This window comes from Enterococcus wangshanyuanii, from assembly GCF_002197645.1.
Lineage (GTDB): Bacteria > Bacillota > Bacilli > Lactobacillales > Enterococcaceae > Enterococcus_L > Enterococcus_L wangshanyuanii.
This window is the reverse complement of sequence record NZ_CP021874.1, coordinates 561,672-577,497: the sequence shown is the minus strand read 5'-3', so window position 1 is coordinate 577,497 and position 15,826 is coordinate 561,672. Positions and strand designations below refer to the sequence as shown.

General features: G+C 37.7%; 17 protein-coding genes and 1 riboswitch. Of the genes, 2 read left to right on the top strand and 15 right to left on the bottom strand.

Going from position 1 to position 15,826, the window contains the following annotated elements; all coding sequences use genetic code 11:
- Positions 1-122: 122 nt before the first annotated feature.
- The 3 genes from CC204_RS02725 to CC204_RS02715 all read right to left on the bottom strand — a co-directional run bounded on the left by CC204_RS02725 (position 123) and on the right by CC204_RS02715 (position 3,480).
- Positions 123-398 carry an HU family DNA-binding protein gene (locus CC204_RS02725; protein ID WP_010761417.1) on the bottom strand — a complete coding sequence of 92 codons (276 nt, stop codon included), beginning with the start codon at positions 396-398 and terminating at the stop codon, positions 123-125.
- Positions 399-645: 247 nt separating this feature from the next.
- Positions 646-1,956 carry a ribosome biogenesis GTPase Der gene (gene der, locus CC204_RS02720; RefSeq protein WP_088268706.1) on the bottom strand — a complete coding sequence of 437 codons (1,311 nt, stop codon included), beginning with the start codon at positions 1,954-1,956 and terminating at the stop codon, positions 646-648.
- 183 nt (positions 1,957-2,139) lie between these two features.
- Positions 2,140-3,480: an aldehyde dehydrogenase family protein gene (locus tag CC204_RS02715; protein ID WP_088268705.1), complete on the bottom strand. Its 1,341-nt coding sequence runs from the start codon at positions 3,478-3,480 to the stop codon at positions 2,140-2,142.
- A gap of 203 nt (positions 3,481-3,683) precedes the next feature.
- Here CC204_RS02715 and CC204_RS02710 point away from each other — a divergent pair, with 203 nt between their 5' ends.
- The gene (locus CC204_RS02710) at positions 3,684-4,460 is read left to right on the top strand and encodes a helix-turn-helix transcriptional regulator (RefSeq protein ID WP_088268704.1); all 777 of its coding nucleotides are present in this window, start codon (positions 3,684-3,686) and stop codon (positions 4,458-4,460) included.
- A gap of 131 nt (positions 4,461-4,591) precedes the next feature.
- On the opposite strand, the gene rpsA is transcribed toward CC204_RS02710, so the two are convergent.
- From rpsA to CC204_RS02685, 5 genes are all read right to left on the bottom strand, one after another.
- Entirely contained in the window at positions 4,592-5,803 is a 1,212-nt protein-coding gene (gene rpsA / locus CC204_RS02705) for a 30S ribosomal protein S1 (RefSeq protein WP_088268703.1), read from the bottom strand.
- A gap of 190 nt (positions 5,804-5,993) precedes the next feature.
- A complete protein-coding gene (gene cmk / locus CC204_RS02700; RefSeq protein ID WP_088268702.1) occupies positions 5,994-6,662 on the bottom strand; it encodes a (d)CMP kinase in 669 nt (222 codons plus the stop codon).
- A 119-nt stretch (positions 6,663-6,781) separates the two neighbouring features.
- A complete protein-coding gene (locus tag CC204_RS02695) occupies positions 6,782-7,315 on the bottom strand; it encodes an SAG1386/EF1546 family surface-associated protein (protein ID WP_088268701.1) in 534 nt (177 codons plus the stop codon).
- 79 nt (positions 7,316-7,394) lie between these two features.
- Positions 7,395-8,831 (bottom strand): RecQ family ATP-dependent DNA helicase, encoded by a 1,437-nt coding sequence (locus tag CC204_RS02690; protein WP_088268700.1) that lies wholly within the window; start codon positions 8,829-8,831, stop codon positions 7,395-7,397.
- Positions 8,828-9,862: a YpbB family protein gene (locus tag CC204_RS02685; protein WP_088268699.1), complete on the bottom strand. Its 1,035-nt coding sequence runs from the start codon at positions 9,860-9,862 to the stop codon at positions 8,828-8,830. Before CC204_RS02685 ends, CC204_RS02690 begins: the two co-directional genes overlap by 4 nt.
- A gap of 39 nt (positions 9,863-9,901) precedes the next feature.
- Here CC204_RS02685 and CC204_RS02680 point away from each other — a divergent pair, with 39 nt between their 5' ends.
- Positions 9,902-10,114 carry a ferredoxin gene (locus CC204_RS02680; RefSeq protein WP_088268698.1) on the top strand — a complete coding sequence of 71 codons (213 nt, stop codon included), beginning with the start codon at positions 9,902-9,904 and terminating at the stop codon, positions 10,112-10,114.
- 57 nt (positions 10,115-10,171) lie between these two features.
- On the opposite strand, the gene CC204_RS02675 is transcribed toward CC204_RS02680, so the two are convergent.
- The 7 genes from CC204_RS02675 to xerD all read right to left on the bottom strand — a co-directional run bounded on the left by CC204_RS02675 (position 10,172) and on the right by xerD (position 15,819).
- Complete coding sequence (locus tag CC204_RS02675) at positions 10,172-10,897, bottom strand: alpha/beta hydrolase (protein WP_088268697.1); 726 nt, start codon at positions 10,895-10,897, stop codon at positions 10,172-10,174.
- A gap of 121 nt (positions 10,898-11,018) precedes the next feature.
- A complete protein-coding gene (locus CC204_RS02670; protein WP_088268696.1) occupies positions 11,019-11,627 on the bottom strand; it encodes an ECF transporter S component in 609 nt (202 codons plus the stop codon).
- Between the two features lie 447 nt (positions 11,628-12,074).
- Positions 12,075-12,199: riboswitch (FMN riboswitch) on the bottom strand.
- Positions 12,200-12,379: 180 nt separating this feature from the next.
- Positions 12,380-13,096, bottom strand: coding sequence for a pseudouridine synthase (locus CC204_RS02665; RefSeq protein WP_088268695.1), 717 nt, complete (start codon positions 13,094-13,096; stop codon positions 12,380-12,382).
- Positions 13,097-13,711 carry an SMC-Scp complex subunit ScpB gene (gene scpB / locus CC204_RS02660; protein WP_088268694.1) on the bottom strand — a complete coding sequence of 205 codons (615 nt, stop codon included), beginning with the start codon at positions 13,709-13,711 and terminating at the stop codon, positions 13,097-13,099.
- A complete protein-coding gene (locus CC204_RS02655; protein ID WP_162288369.1) occupies positions 13,708-14,487 on the bottom strand; it encodes a segregation/condensation protein A in 780 nt (259 codons plus the stop codon). The genes scpB and CC204_RS02655 overlap by 4 nt, the downstream gene beginning before the upstream one ends.
- Before the next feature lie 44 nt (positions 14,488-14,531).
- Positions 14,532-14,894, bottom strand: coding sequence for a GNAT family N-acetyltransferase (locus tag CC204_RS02650; RefSeq protein WP_088268692.1), 363 nt, complete (start codon positions 14,892-14,894; stop codon positions 14,532-14,534).
- 34 nt (positions 14,895-14,928) lie between these two features.
- Positions 14,929-15,819, bottom strand: a complete 891-nt coding sequence (gene xerD / locus CC204_RS02645; protein WP_088268691.1) for a site-specific tyrosine recombinase XerD — start codon at positions 15,817-15,819, stop codon at positions 14,929-14,931.
- Positions 15,820-15,826 lie beyond the last annotated feature (7 nt).

Sequence of the window (15,826 nt, the reverse complement as noted above, 5' to 3'; positions counted from 1 at the left end):
TCCTTAAAAAACTGAGATAAATGCTGTCAACGTCCATAATTTATGGAAGCAGCACTTATCTCAGCTTTTTATCATTCAAAAAAAGAAAGAACCCCTGAAAATCAGGGATTCTAAGAACTGTCTTATTTAACAGCATCTTTCAAGGCTTTACCTGGTTTGAACGCAGGTACTTTACTTGCAGCGATTTGAATTTCTTTACCAGTTTGTGGGTTACGTCCTTTACGAGCCGCACGTTCGCGAACTTCAAAGTTACCAAAACCGATTAATTGAACTTTTTCACCTTTAGCAAGAGATTCTTGGATTGTTGAAAATACAGCATCCACTGCTGCAGTTGCGTCTTTTTTAGTTAGACCAGTTGAAGATGCAACGTTTTCGATTAATTCTGCTTTATTTGCCATGGATTATTTCACCTCCTCCACAAGGGATAGGATATCTAATAGATATCGAATTTACGTTCATTTTTGAGTGGTCCAAAAATGACGTACAAATATTGATTTGGTTCAATATTCTGTTATCACGATATCATAGGAAGCTTGTAATAGCAAGGTTTTTGATGCTTTTTAACCAGTTTTTTCAAAAAATGTCATTTTTTTTTAGAACTCAATGAATTTGTTTGTACATTTGAAAAAAGTGTGGTAAAATGCGCTATTTCCGTCTTCTTGGAATAATTTTGATCGGTGTGCCTTCAAAAGTAAATGCTTTTCGAATTTGGTTCTCCAAAAATCGTGCGTAAGAAAAATGCATCAATTCCTCTTCGTTTACAAAAATGACGAAGGTCGGCGGTTTGATAGCGACTTGTGTTGCATAAAAGACCTTTAATCGTTTGCCTTTGTCTGTCGGTGTTGGATTGATCGCGATCGCATCCATGACCACATCATTCAATAAGGCTGATGGAATTCGTAGATTTTGATTCATGCTGACTGTTTCGATCAGCTCAGGCAACTTGTTTAAACGCTGCTTCGTCACAGCTGAAACGAAAATGATCGGAGCATAATCCAGATATTGGAATTCATCACGAATTTCTTCCTCAAAATCACGCATAGTATTCGTTTCTTTTTTCAACGTATCCCATTTATTGACAACAATGATGATCCCTCTCCCGGCTTCATGTGCATAACCAGCAACTTTTTTATCTTGTTCACGAATACCTTCTTCTGCATTTAGAACCATCAAAACAATATCTGAACGTTCGATCGCACGCATCGCACGCATCACACTATATTTTTCAGTACTTTCATAGACTTTCCCGCGTTTACGCATTCCCGCTGTATCGATCATCAGGAACTTTTGTCCATCTTCAGATTCAAAGTGTGTATCGATTGCATCACGTGTAGTTCCTTCAATATCAGAAACGATCACACGCTCTTCACCAAGAATCGCGTTGATCAATGAAGATTTCCCTACATTTGGACGACCGATCAAACTAAACTTGATCGTGCCTTCATCTTCCTCTTCAATCTCAGTTGAAAAATGTTTGACCGCTTCGTCTAACACGTCACCAATTCCAAGTCCATGACTTCCTGAAATTGGAAATGGATCTCCTAATCCTAACGCATAAAACTCATAAATATCATTACGCATTTCTGGGTTATCGACTTTATTCACAGCCAAAATGATTGGCTTTTTACTACGGTATAAAATTTTTGCTACAAGTTCATCCGCATCTGTCACACCTTCTCTGCCGCTGGCAACAAAAATGATGACATCGGTTTCTTCAATCGCGATTTCTGCCTGATGCTTGATTTGCTCCATAAAGGGCTCATCACCAAGATCGATACCACCTGTATCGATTATACTAAATTCACGACCTAACCACTCTCCTGTGGCGTAAATACGGTCTCTAGTGACACCTGGTGTATCTTCAACGATAGAAATTCGTTCACCAGCTATACGGTTAAAAATCGTCGACTTTCCTACATTGGGGCGACCGACAATTGCAATTGTTGGATTTGCCATTCAAACTACCTCCTTGACAAGTTTTCAATCCTTACTAGTTTACCTAATGCCTGTCGAAGATGCAAGAAAAACTAGTGAAATATGCGACTAAAGATGAAAAAAGAACGATACTGTGTAGATGACACCAATTTGTCATTACGCACAGTATCGTTCAAATACACTTACTCTAATTTTAATTGTCGCTTATTCCGTACCATAAGCAATACGTTTTACATTCATTAAATGATGGGCTGTCACATTATCCGTTGTACTGCTGCCACCCATTGCACCACAGCCTAAAGTCATCGAAGGTGAAAGTTTTGTCGTTGCTCCGATAGCACCCAAAGCACCTAACGTATTCACTAAAATTCGTGATGCTTTCATTTCCAGCCCGAAAGTTTCAGCATGTGCATCTGTTGTCGTATGGATAACAGCGGTATGCCCAGTCCCTTCATTTGCTAGCAATGCTTTACACGTATCCACTCCTTCTTTAAAGGAAGCTACAGTATACATTCCTAAAATCGGTGTTAGTTTCTCTCTGGAATATGGATTATGGCGGCCAATTTCCGTCTGTTCTGAAATTAAAATGCTTGTCGTTTTCGGCACAGTGATACCAACTAATTTCGCTACATCAACCGCACTTTTCCCAACAATTTCAGGATTCAACGTGCCTGTTTCTCTTAAAATATAACGACTGACTTTAGCTGCTTCTTCTTCATTCATAAAATAAGCATCTTTTTCTTTCAATTGTTCGATCACTTCATTTTTAACAGAGTCTTCTACTACCAAAGCCTGTTCTGAAGCACAAATAATCCCATTGTCAAAGGTTTTACTACTGACGATACAATTTATAGCATGAGTAATGTCAGCAGAGTGATCGATCAACACCGGAACATTCCCAGGTCCTACGCCAATTGCTGGATTGCCTGAACTATAGGCTGCTTGAACCATTGCTTTTCCACCCGTTGCAAGAATCAATGAAACATCTGTATGCTTCATTAAAGCACTTGTTGCTTCAAGTGTTGGCTCCTTGATCACTTGAATCAAACCTGCTGGTGCACCAGCAGCAACTGCAGCATTTTCAATGATTTCAGCAGCTAATAAGATGGCATTCAAAGCTTTTGGATGTGGTGAAAAAATAATTGCGTTTCCAGTTTTTAAAGCAATCAATGATTTGAAAATAACTGTTGCTGTTGGATTTGTCGATGGAATCAATCCAGCAACGACGCCTAAAGGTATCCCGATTTCAATAATCTTTTCTTGTTCAAGACGATTGACAATTCCAACTGTCGGCAACTCTTTGATACTCTCATAGACTTGTTCGCTCGCAAAAGTATTCTTGATGACTTTATCTGTTACTTTTCCGAAACCTGTTTCTTTGTTTGCCGCGATAGCTAGTTGTTCGGCATTATTTAATGTTTCTTGGTAGACACTTTTTACGACTGCATCTACTTGTTCTTGCGTAAAATGTTCATATTCCTTTTGTGCATTCTTCGCTGTTTCAACAAGAGTTTCAATTTCTTTTACTTTGATCTCTTCTGTCATGTTGCCACCCCTTCTTTTTTAAACGCTTACAGATAGAGTTTAATCTATTTTAACCAATTTGTTAGGGACAAATTTAAGAAGATTATGGACAATATTTACCTCTTGCTGTATTTTTTTCACAAAGAATTACACTTGAAAGCACTACCTATTCAATGTATGATAAGGATGCAAGATAAATTTCACAAAGAAAAGAGGATTTGTTTATGTGCCGACTATTGATTGTCAGTGATGATTTACAGGAGCAATTGATGCTCCAAAAATCGATTAACGATTCTTTCATGAATATAAAAATCTTACCTCCTGCTACAACTGAAGCAGAAGCATTAAAAATTACAGAAGAGTTTTTACCGGAGATATTGTTGATTTCGATCGATCATATAGAAATTGATGGATTCATTGTCAAACGAAAAATAGTTAAAAGTTTGCCGAATATCAAAGTGATCATTTTGACTGAACACGAAAGTTTTCAAAGCCTTCATCAAGCTTTGCGCTGCGGTGTTATCGACTATTTACTTACTCCTGTAGACTTTGATGAATTAAAAGTTGCGGTCGACCGCTGTGTCAGATCCTTAAATCAAGTTTCACTAATGGATGTGTTGAATAATAAACCGACCGTCTTAGCTAAAGAACAGATCAACACGATGTTGGATTATATCCACGAGCATTACAATGAGGAAATCAACTTGACTACACTAGCTGATATTATGCATCTAAACCGACATTATGTGAGTCGTTTCTTTAAAGAAGCTGTTGGAATGAATTTTATTGATTATTTAACTGCCTATCGAATTGAAAAAGCGAAACAACTACTGATGAAGACAGAGGAGTCTATTACTGAAATTTCAGGAACAGTCGGCTACATAGACTCAACGTATTTTAGTAAATTATTCAAGAAAAAAGTGGGGCAGTCTCCTCATCAATTTCGTAAACAATACCACGGGGAACATACTCCAGCTGACTTAAGAATTATTTATCAATAAGCAAAAAGAACACGTTTCAGATAAAAGATAAAGCAGACCAAAAAGATGTTCCGTTTTGATCTGCTTTTTTATGCATGTATTTTTTAAACAAAAAAAGTGCTGACAATTGTCAGCACTTTTTGGATAAGCAATTATTCTGAATCAGTATCTTGACCCTTTAATGCATCACCTAAGATATCACCCATTGTGAATCCAGTATTTTCTTCTGGTAATTCATAATCTTCGACATCTTTTGGCTCTTCTTTAGATTCTGGTTTTGCTTCTAATGCTTTGATACTTAAAGCAATACGATGTTCTTCAGGATTGACTTCCAATACTTTCACTTGAACTGCATCACCTTCTTGTAACACTTCATGAGGCGTTGCAATATGTTTATGCGAAATTTGAGAAATATGAACTAAACCTTCCACACCTGGGAACACTTCGACAAATGCACCAAAGCTAGTCAAACGCTTAACAACTCCGTCAAGAACAGAGCCAACAGCTGCTTTATTTTCGATATCCTCCCATGGACCTGCTAATGTTTCTTTGATAGATAAAGAAACACGCTCTTCATCTGGATTGATCGAAAGGATTTTGACTTTCACATCATCGCCAACGGATAAAACATCACTTGGTTTACCAACATGTTGATGAGCGATTTCTGAAACGTGAACCAATCCATCGATACCACCTAAATCGATAAACGCACCGAAATCAGTTAAACGCGCAACTTTTCCATCCACGATGTCCCCATCATGTAATGTTGCTAGGATATCTTTTTTCTTCGATTCTTTTTCAGCTTCAACAACGGCTTTATGAGATAAAATCAATCGATTTTCTGAAGGTTCGATTTCAATGATTTTGAATGTCAATGTTTTCCCTTTGTATTCTGAGAAATCATCAACAAAATGATCTTCGACCATTGATGCAGGAACAAATCCACGTACACCAACGTCAACAACTAAACCGCCTTTTACAACATTTGTAACAGGTGCTTCGATGATTTTACCTGCTTGGAAATCTTGTTCGATCTCTTCCCAAACTTTTTTCGCATCTAGACGGCGTTTTGAAAGTAAGTAACTGCCATTTTCTTTATCTTTACCAATTGATGTGATGACAACTAAATCTAAGATGTCACCGACTTTCACTAATTCATTGATATCTTCTACTTGTGTTGTAGATAATTCTTTTGCGGGAACTACGCCTTCAACACCGGCGCCTTCAATACCAACAATTACTTGTTTGTCCTCAACGGCAAGTACTTCACCCTTAACGATGTCGCCAACGTTTACTTCTTGGACGCTGTTCATTACATCTTCCATTGTTTCATTGCTGTTTTCCATTTGTTTGTCTTCTGTCATGAATACTAATCCTCCTATGCAACCAAAAATTCGTAAAAAACTGACCTACTCCCTTAATAGTACGGGATTTTCCAGAAAAAATAAAGCGATTTCTCTCATTTTCTTTTTTTTCTTTCGAATAAGAAGACATTTTCTTGCTTAAAGACAAAGAAAGTATATCCTTATCAGCTTTCTAAAGGAAAATTATTGTTTAACAAGCTGCTAAAATAACTTGCTCGATCGCTGCTACGACCTCTTCTATGGTTAAACCTGTTGTATCGATCTTTACTGCATCTTCTGCTTGCTTCAAAGGTGAAACTGCTCGAGTTGAATCAAGATGATCACGCTGCTCGATTTCCTTTTTCAATGTTTCAAAATCAGTTGTGATTCCTTTTTCCTGATTTTCTTTATAACGTCGTTCTGCTCGTTCCGAAACACTAGCAACTAAAAAGATTTTTACTTCAGCATTTGGCAAGACTGCTGTACCGATATCGCGGCCATCCATCACTACGCCACCAGCTTGACCAATTGCTTGTTGCAGCTCAACCATTTTTTCTCTAACTTCTTTATGTTTCGCAACGATCGAGACTGCATTCGTAACATCCGGCTGTCTGATTGCTTCTGTTACTTCATTGTTGTCAACAAAGACGAGCTGCTCTTTTTCAGTTTGCTTAAATGAGATCGTATGTTCCAAACATAATTTAACTAAACCTGATTCATCTTCAAAATCAACGTCTTTTTGAATCGCTAAATAGGTCAAGGCACGATACATCGCACCTGTATCGCAGTAAATATAGTTAAGTTTTTTTGCTAAAATTTTCGCTACAGTACTTTTGCCGGATGAAGCCGGACCATCGATTGCAATACTTATCTTTTTCATAATGCGCTCCCTTGTTTATCACATAGTAAAAGAGTCTGGTACAAAACAATGATCGTTTTGCTTCAGACCCTTAATAACAGCAGAAAACATTGGATCATTTCCTGCTGATGTATTGTTTATTATTTTACACGTAACTCTTGCCCTGGCTGTAACATTTCGTCACCTGTCATACCATTCAATTGCAGTAACTCTTCTAAAGTGATCCCGTTTCTGGCTGCTACTTGGTTTGGACCTTCTCCAGACTGAACAGCATCATATACCGCACCAGCCTCTGCTTCACTTGACGATGGCGTCGTTACACCATTCGGATCTGTTTCCGCTTCTGATGATGAAGTAGATTGTTGTTGAGATTCACTTGATGACGAAGGCTGTGTCGAGCTGTTTTTAGTTGACGATTGAACGACAACTGATGATGACGGCTGACTCGCTTGTTTGCTTGCATCTGGTTTTTTATCTCTCATTACATAAAGGTAAGTTCCTACCGGCAGTGAAATGATCAATAGTAATAAGATAACTAAAATCGTTAGAAAAACTGTGTTTCCTTTCTTTTGTTGACGCTTTTCTGAACGAGAACCTCCCGCACCCTTATCTGTATCATAAATTGACTGCTCCCATGGTTCACGTACACCATTTTTCTTATCTCGTTTACTCACGTATCTGTTCCTCCTAAAAATTCTCTTTTGCTATTATACCACAGCTTTTTTTGAGTTGCAGTCTAAAAAAAGATTATTTTCATTCTTTAAATAATCTTATCAAAATATCCTCCCACCGATCGAGGATTTCGTTTTCTTCTGGTGATTGTACTATTTGTCCTCGGTAACTGTCAAAGGATAAGCCACAATTATCACAGCATAATACTTGATGATTTTCTTCTACTTCCTCTGAGAAATACTGTTGAATGAATCGACGGCGGCAGTTTGATTGCTGGATATAGTTTAACATAATTCTCAATTGTTGTTGACGTTCTTTCTCTTTTCTTAATAATCGTTGTTCCAATTCTTCAATTGTATATTCTTGGTCCAGATACCCTTGAATCCATTTTTGTTGGATTTCACTCAGCGCTAACTCATCTAGTTCATTTTCAGAGAGTGAAGATATCAATGTATGTAGGATTTCACGATCCATTCGACTTTCAGATTGAAAATAATAATGGATCGATTCATCGCCTTTTTGGTAGAGTAAGATCGCAATACTATTTAGTCCATCTCGTCCTGCACGACCGATTTCCTGAACATAATTTTCTAAGCTGTCTGGACAATCATAATGAATAACAAACCGAACATCCGGCTTATCGATCCCCATTCCAAAAGCATTCGTCGCACATAAAACATCAAGTTGATTGTGGACAAACTGCTGCTGCAGTAAGCTGCGTTCAACAGGGGTCAAGCCGCCATGATAATACGCTGTTTTCAAGTTCGTTTGTTCTTTGATAAGACGATCAAGCATTTCGGCCGTTTTTCTTGTCGCACAATAAATGACCCCTTTTTGCTTCAATTGCATTAGATAAGAAATCAGCAGTTCTTCTTTTTCCGTCGTTTGATCGACAATGAGTCCAATATTCGGCCGGTTGACAGAGTATACGATTTGCGAAACTTCTTGACTGTGAGCAAACAATTGAGCGATGATTTCCTCTTTGACTGCTGGTGTTGCGGTAGCAGTTAGCGCTAGGGTCAAAGGAAACCCGCATTCTTGCTGAATTTGAGCTAGTTTCGTGTATTCTGGCCTAAAATCTACGCCCCATTGAGCAACACAATGTGCTTCATCCACCACGAATAGTGACACGGTCACTTGAGAAAGACTTGTCCGAACTTCCTTTTGCAACAAGGTTTCAGGGCTGACAAAAATATATTTATATTGATTCAAGTGAGCCAACACAAATCGTTTTTCAAAAAAGTTCAAGCTGCTATTTAGTGCTATTCCTCTTGTTTCTCCTTGTTTTTGTAACTGAATCACTTGATCTTCCATTAAAGATAGCAAAGGCGATACGATGATAACCGTTCCTTCAGTAAGTTGCCCAATCATTTGGTAACAAAGTGACTTGCCCGTTCCAGTTGGTAAAACAGCCAGCGTATCTTTTTTATTTAGCAATTGCTGGATCACTTCTTTTTGTCCTGGTTTAAATGTAGGAAAGCCAAAATTATCATGTAAAAACTGCTCTAGATCGATCATGGCAATGTATCAGCTCTTTCGTTTTTTAGTTTTTCAATTTGGTATAATCGATATTCAAAATAATCAAGGTCTTTATTTTTTTGCTTCAAGGTGCGATAGACCCATTGTGGGCAGGGGCTTGAAAGTTGATCTAAAAATTGATAGGTTTCTTTTGAAATATACTGTTCAAAGGGGATCTCTTCTGTTAAAGCAAGTTCCAGCAAATGATCTTGAATCGTGCTTTTTTTCATTCCTCTTTGTTGTGCTATTGTTTCAATTGAACTCTGTTGACGCAAGTGCTTTTTTGTTTGAGTCATACTCTGATTGTCATTTTTTATCATAAAAGGTTGGATCGACTGTTTTAAAAACGTTTCTCCTGGCATGTTTTCAATTTCATAGAGTAGATGGTGCAGCCGTTCTTTCTTTACTAAAAACTGCTCGAATGGCGTTGATTCTTTGTGCAGGATTTGAGTGACTGTTTTGCCAATTTGCTCATAACCAGAAAATTGTTGAGCAAAATAATCGGCTTCCTTTTTCGATAAACGCGATAGTAACCAATGCCATTCTGTTTTCATCATTTGAATCAGTTCATTTTTTTTGACCACTGCAATCCTTTGTTTTAAGAAAGCTTGATAAAAGGGAGATTGTTCAAGGGGGATATATTTTTTATCTCCGTAAGACAAATGAGAGGTCACTTGTACTAGAAATTGTAAAAAACGCCAAATTTCTTCATCTGTTTTACCAAAGCGATAATTGTCGAGCCATTGAATAGTTTGATTTTGATCATTTAAGGTCAGATTTCCTTTAGCTGTGATCTGGACTTCTCCCGATTGGTCTATCGTCAGCAAGCCAGCTTCACTCAAGCTTTGTAGCTGCCTGTTAAATTCTTGTTCAGATAATTCCGGGCATAGGTGAAAGAAGCGGAGATTCCTATAAAGGTAGCCATAAACCAAAACAGAACTCGTTCGTTTTCCTTTTAAAAGATGGTATAATGTGGATGTTCGAACCTTGTATCCGTGCTGAAATAACGTTAAAATAAAGAGTGGATCCATTGTTTCACCTCTTTGAATGCTAGAATAGGATGTGTCACTATGTTATGTAAAATAATTCCAGATAAATGTATCGCTTGTGGTTTATGTCAAATCTATGCACCTGAAATTTTCGATTATGATGATGACGGCATTGTTCTCTTAACTCATGATCACTCTGCTCAACAAGAATGGATAAGTGATGATGAACAAAGGAATGTCTTAACAGCGTACCGCAAATGTCCGGTTCGTGCAATAGAGATCGCTGAAAAATAACAATAAAGAAGAACAGAAGCTGGCTGCAACTTATCACGTCCGTCTTCTGTTCTTTTTTTATTTTATCGTATCTAGCCACTTGATTAAGCGCTCAGCTACTTCTTTTTGCTGTTCATCATTATTGATCAAAGCAGGCTGATCTCCTTTTTGTTCCCCATAACTGCCAAAACCAGCATGGTTCCCACCGTTTATTTCTTCATATAGTGTTTGCTTCGGTAAATACTTTTTAGCATCCTCATACGCTTTCCAGTTCAATACACCATCTTCTGAACCAGTCAACGATAAAACCTGCCCGTTAAATTCGGCTAAGCTGCCTTTTTCATCAGGATAACTTGCTAAGAAAAAGACACCCTTGAGAGTAGCTTGTTCTTCTTGATCCGCTGCAAAACGACTTGCCATGACGCCGCCTAAAGAATGCCCGCCAATCACGTAGTTCGTAAGTTTGTTATCTTTGATCACCGATTCTGCTTTATTTTGCCCTAAAACAGCCAAATTAAATGGTTGTTGTACTAAATAGACTGAGTAGCCTGCTTTTGCCACTTGTTGCGCCCAAGGGCTATAGCTTGTATTTTCAACCAAGGCTCCTTGATAAAAAATCACTGATGGTTTATTTTCGTCCCCTTTGAATACTAAAACTCCATTTTCTTTTTCTGCTTGTTTAGCACTTTCAATTGCTGCAGTCGTTGGTGTATAAGTAATGGTCTTGAGATAAAATAACCCGATCAAAGTCAGTGCGACTATCGCTCCGAATATCCACAGCAAACGTTTTTGCCATTTTTTCATTTTGGATTTTTGCCCCTTTCTTCTTCTTTTACATTTTATCAGAAAGAAGTATAGAAATAGATAAATTAGCTCTGAATATAAAAAAAGAATCGAGAAATGGCTCGATTCTTTCATCTATAAATTATTTCATTATTGGTTTTTTATTTCCTAACTGATGTTGTTTTCTAGAAAGCCATGGTAATAATTTTGCATGAAGAACTAAGAAAACAGCACTCACGATAGCTCCCTTGATCAGGTTAAATGGAAGAATACCGATCGTTACGTATTTCGCTAAAGACATTCCTAAAAACTCTCCAGCGGATACTCCGAACAACTTCAAATAAATTGGCGTAATCACAAAATAGTTGGCCACACTCATAAATATAGTCAGACCAAGAATTCCCGTTATCACACCGAAAACCTTATTTGCCGTCTTATGGCTTCCTCGTTTAAAAAAGTAATACATTGGTAAGGTGAACATCGTTGTTGCAAAAAAGCTGGCAGCATCTCCAACAAAATTTTGCGGCGATATTCCCGTTGTAAACAAATGCAGAACAGATCTGATAAAAGCTGTACTGATTCCTGCCAGCGGTCCAAATAAGAACATACTGATCATGACTGGAATATCACTGAAATCGATTTTCAAGAAACTGAATGCTGGCATGATTGGAAAAGCCACGAACTGTAAAACCACACCGATTGCTGCTAACATTGCTACACTTACCATTTTTTGTACCTTGTTGTTTCGCATATGAAATCCTCCTGTTAAGGACCCATCTTCAAACGAACTTCTCTAAATCAACATTTCCAACTAAAACTCCAATTTTGCTGTGAGCAGTGATTAATACTCTTTCGAGAACGAGACCAAAATAGCTTAAGTGCCTCGACCCGATAATATTTCTGCTATTCATCATGCCTACCCTTACACGAGTATCGCTCATCAATTATTGAAAATTAAGCTCTTATAGATTGATGATACTGAAACGAAACACGATCATTAGGATCAAGACCAGTAAAGTCACTTGATTAGCTCACCATATACTTTACATCCTCTACTTCTAATTAATTTTAGGTACTTTAACTTTTAGAAATTGATGAGATCAAAGCATAGCGTAGTGATTCACAACAAAAAACTCTATTTTCCAACAGGGAAAATAGAGTAGAGTTATCTTATTTGAAAAATGCCAATTCAAATAAGCCCTATCTTCTTTATCCAGACTTTACTGTCGGTACTGGAATTTCACCAATTCAACTACTTCAAAAGAAGTAGGTCGTGGACTATAACCACCGGTCGGGAATTTCACCCTGCCCCTGAAGACGAACCTTTATTAATTTTTTTAGTACAACTACAGTATACAACCTTTTCGAGAAAAATCAATCTTTATGTTCAGATTGTCACATAATAATTTTATTTATAGAAAAAAGGCTGAGAAAAAAGTGTCGATTTGGATGTAAAGAGCAAGACAAAAACTAAAAATCAGTTTTGTTTCGCTCTCTTCCCTTTTATTTTGACTGGTTCATCAACACACTGATTTCTTTTTTATTTAAAGAACGGTATTCACCGGGACGAAGTCCTTTTAAGGTTAAATCTCCATATTTTTCTCTTTTAAGTTTTTGAACTGGATAACCAACTGACTGAAGCATGTTTTTTACTTGATGGTTGCGTCCTTCGTGAATCGTCAGTTCTACAATACTTGTATTTGTCTTCAAATCAACAGAAATGATTTGAAAAGCCGCTGGCGCCGTTTTATAGCCGTCGATTTTGATTCCTTTTGTCAAGGGAAGAAAATCATGTTTTTTAGCTAAACCCTTAACTTTTGCTACATACACTTTATCTACCTCATGACTCGGATGTGTCAAACGCTGTGAAAATTCACCGTCATTTGTCAGTAGCAGCAATCCTGATGTATCGTAATCCAATCGTCCAACGGGATAAATACGTTCTTTGATATGAGTGAAATAGTCAGTAACCACTTTTCTCCCTTTATTATCTGATACAGCCGAGATGACTCCTTTAGGTTTATAAAACAAGTAATATCCGTACTCTTCTTTATAGATCGGTACGTCATCGACCTCCACTAGATCACTTTTCCCTACTTGCGTGCCAAGTTCACGAATGACTTTTCCATTTACTTTGACCCGCCCCTTCACAATATATTCTTCTGCTTTTCTGCGTGATGCGATACCAGCATGAGCGATTACTTTTTGAAGTCTCTCCATTTAGTTTTCTTCCTCCGATTCGTTGATCTCCGTTTGTTCTTCTTCGTTCAATTCTTTATAGCGGTCAAAAAAGAGGTCTAATGGCAATTCTTCAGCGATTTCTTCTTCCATTTGCTGAATATCCGGCAACTCTTCTAATGATTTTAAACCAAAATAATCCATAAAATAGGCAGTTGTACCATACAAAATTGCGCGTCCCGGACCGTCTACTCGCCCTTTTTCTTCTATTAATTGACGTGCAACTAATTTTTGCATTGAACCTGCTGACTGCACACCTCGGATTTCATCCACCTCTACTCTTGAAATTGGTTGTTTATAGGCCACGATCGACAATGTTTCTAATGCGGCTTGTGACAAAGCATTTGAAATCGGTGATTGCGCATATTTTTTCAATAGTGGTGCAAAGGATTTTTTAGTCGATAAGACAAAATGATTTCCAACTTCTAATATATTCAATGCAGACTGATCATCTGTTTCATAGCGTTCTTTTAAAGCTGTTAGTGATTCATAGGTTTTCGCTGTAGAAAGTTCTAATAAATAGGATAATTCTTCCAAGCCAATTCCTTCCTCACCAACAACGAATAGAATTGCTTCGATTTGACTAATTGTGGTCACGCTGTTTCCTCCGTACTTGATTCGATCTCATTTGCTGTATTGTACAGCAAAATTGTACTGTAATTTTCTTCCTGCTCTACATGTATCGATCCCTTTTTCATCAATTCCAGTAGCGCCATGAAGGTTGTGACGATTTCCTGTTTTGAATGTGATGTAAAAAAATCTTCAAAATTGACCGGTGTTTGGCGGTCGATTTGAGCCATTCTTTGCGAGATCGCAGTTATTTTTTCCTCGATCGACACGTCATCGCCGGCCACAGTAGTTTCTACAGGCTGCCGATTTTTTTTCTTTTCAAGCATTGCATGAAAAGCCAAAAATAAATCGATCGTATTTAATTGATTTGGCTCCAGCAAAGGGTTGTCTTCCTTATATTCGTCGACATCCATTGGTTCTTTCGTATAATAAAGACTTCTTTCAGACTCTTTTTCATGCAAAAGCCCAGCTGCATATTTGAATTTACGATATTCTAATAATTGAGCCACGAGCGCATCCCGCGGATCTTCACCTGTTAGAAGTTCATCATCATCTGTAACTTCCAGCTCTTGTTTTGGCAGCAACATTTTACTTTTGATAGCCATCAAAGTTGCCGCCATAACGATATATTCACCAGCTACTTCCAGTTCCAAGGTTTTCATTGTGTGAATATAATTCATATACTGCTCTGTTACAGCAGCAATTGGGATATCGTAAATATCAATTTCAAGTTTCTTGATTAAATGTAAAAGAAGATCGAGCGGTCCTTCAAATACATCTAACTTTACATTCATTTCCTGCAAGATCATCCAACTTTCTTTTTCGACTCTCTAGTTTACCATAAAATTTATTCGTTGTGTTCTTTCCATTTAGATAAATAAGCAGATGTAGCAACAGTGCCGTATAATTTCAGCCCTGGATATAGCTCTAGAACTTCATCCAAAAGCTCAAATCCAAGCTTTTCACCACGGAAAGAAGGTGTGATCGAAATATCGTGAACGATTATTCCAGCAGAATCTTCTAACTCGATCCCTATGATTCCCTGGATATTCTGATCCCCTTCTGGTGTCCAAAGGAGCAAATAAAGGTTTTCGTCATTTTCATACATGTCGATTTCTTTCAACAACGAATGATATTCTGTCAGCTTTTGGTGAAAGCTCAACAAGCCCATCGCTATTTTCCGCTGTTCTTTTCGGTAGTTCGTTAACATGGTCTCACCTTCTTCTGTAGAATACCTGCTTTGATCAAGCTCTTGGGAAATGCTGTTTATAGACATCCGCCATTCGTTGTTTTGTAATATGAGTATAAATTTGAGTAGTTGAAATATCTGCATGACCTAGCAATTCTTGGACAATACGCAAATCTGCACCGTTTTCTAACAAATGGGTAGCAAAACTATGTCTTAATGTATGCGGCGTGATGTTTTTACTGATCCCAGCTTCTTGAACGATTTGTTTTAAATTTTTCCAAACCCCTTGACGAGATAGTGGTTTTCCATGATGATTGACAAATAAATGTGTTTCATTAGGATTTTTTTTGATGAGCACAGGCCGGGCTTCTTCCATATATTTCTCGATCCATTGAATTGCATAATCTCCTAAAGGGATGATACGTTCTTTGTCTCCTTTACCGATCGTTTGTAATAAACCGATCGATAAATGAAGATCGCCAATTTTTAAATCTACAAGTTCACTCACACGCAAACCTGTAGCATACATCACTTCTAAAATCGTCCGATTTCTTATGCCCAGTGGTTTTGTCGTATCTGGTGTTTCGATCAATGTTGTTACTTCTTCTACAGACAGTGTACTAGGTAGTTTTTGCGCTTTTTTCGGTGAATCGATATGCTGCATTGGATCGTGATCCGTCAGGCGTTCTTGCCTCAAAAATTGATGAAACCCTCTTAAAGTCGAAATCATCCGGATGATCGTTGCAGAAGAGTTATTGTCATTATTCAACGATTGTAAATATTCCATAATTATGTATCGGTCCACCGATTGCCAAGAGTCTATTTGCTGTTCTGTCAAAAAGGCATTGTATTTATGTAAGTCGCGTTCGTAGCTTTTTCTTGTGTTAAGAGATAGTCCGCGTTCGATTTGTAAGTAGTGTAAATAATCGGTTATTTGTTCTTCCATTATTTTA

Bases quoted from the DNA above. Each gene is read 5' to 3' on its own strand.
- CC204_RS02725 (WP_010761417.1), bottom strand. From the start codon at position 398: ATGGCAAATAAAGCAGAATTAATCGAAAACGTTGCATCTTCAACTGGT.
- der (WP_088268706.1), bottom strand. From the start codon at position 1,956: ATGGCAAATCCAACAATTGCAATTGTCGGTCGCCCCAATGTAGGAAAG.
- CC204_RS02715 (WP_088268705.1), bottom strand. From the start codon at position 3,480: ATGACAGAAGAGATCAAAGTAAAAGAAATTGAAACTCTTGTTGAAACA.
- CC204_RS02710 (WP_088268704.1), top strand. From the start codon at position 3,684: ATGTGCCGACTATTGATTGTCAGTGATGATTTACAGGAGCAATTGATG.
- rpsA (WP_088268703.1), bottom strand. From the start codon at position 5,803: ATGACAGAAGACAAACAAATGGAAAACAGCAATGAAACAATGGAAGAT.
- cmk (WP_088268702.1), bottom strand. From the start codon at position 6,662: ATGAAAAAGATAAGTATTGCAATCGATGGTCCGGCTTCATCCGGCAAA.
- CC204_RS02690 (WP_088268700.1), bottom strand. From the start codon at position 8,831: ATGATCGATCTAGAGCAGTTTTTACATGATAATTTTGGCTTTCCTACA.
- CC204_RS02685 (WP_088268699.1), bottom strand. From the start codon at position 9,862: ATGGATCCACTCTTTATTTTAACGTTATTTCAGCACGGATACAAGGTT.
- CC204_RS02680 (WP_088268698.1), top strand. From the start codon at position 9,902: ATGTTATGTAAAATAATTCCAGATAAATGTATCGCTTGTGGTTTATGT.
- CC204_RS02675 (WP_088268697.1), bottom strand. From the start codon at position 10,897: ATGAAAAAATGGCAAAAACGTTTGCTGTGGATATTCGGAGCGATAGTC.
- CC204_RS02670 (WP_088268696.1), bottom strand. From the start codon at position 11,627: ATGCGAAACAACAAGGTACAAAAAATGGTAAGTGTAGCAATGTTAGCA.
- CC204_RS02665 (WP_088268695.1), bottom strand. From the start codon at position 13,096: ATGGAGAGACTTCAAAAAGTAATCGCTCATGCTGGTATCGCATCACGC.
- CC204_RS02650 (WP_088268692.1), bottom strand. From the start codon at position 14,894: ATGTTAACGAACTACCGAAAAGAACAGCGGAAAATAGCGATGGGCTTG.
- xerD (WP_088268691.1), bottom strand. From the start codon at position 15,819: ATGGAAGAACAAATAACCGATTATTTACACTACTTACAAATCGAACGC.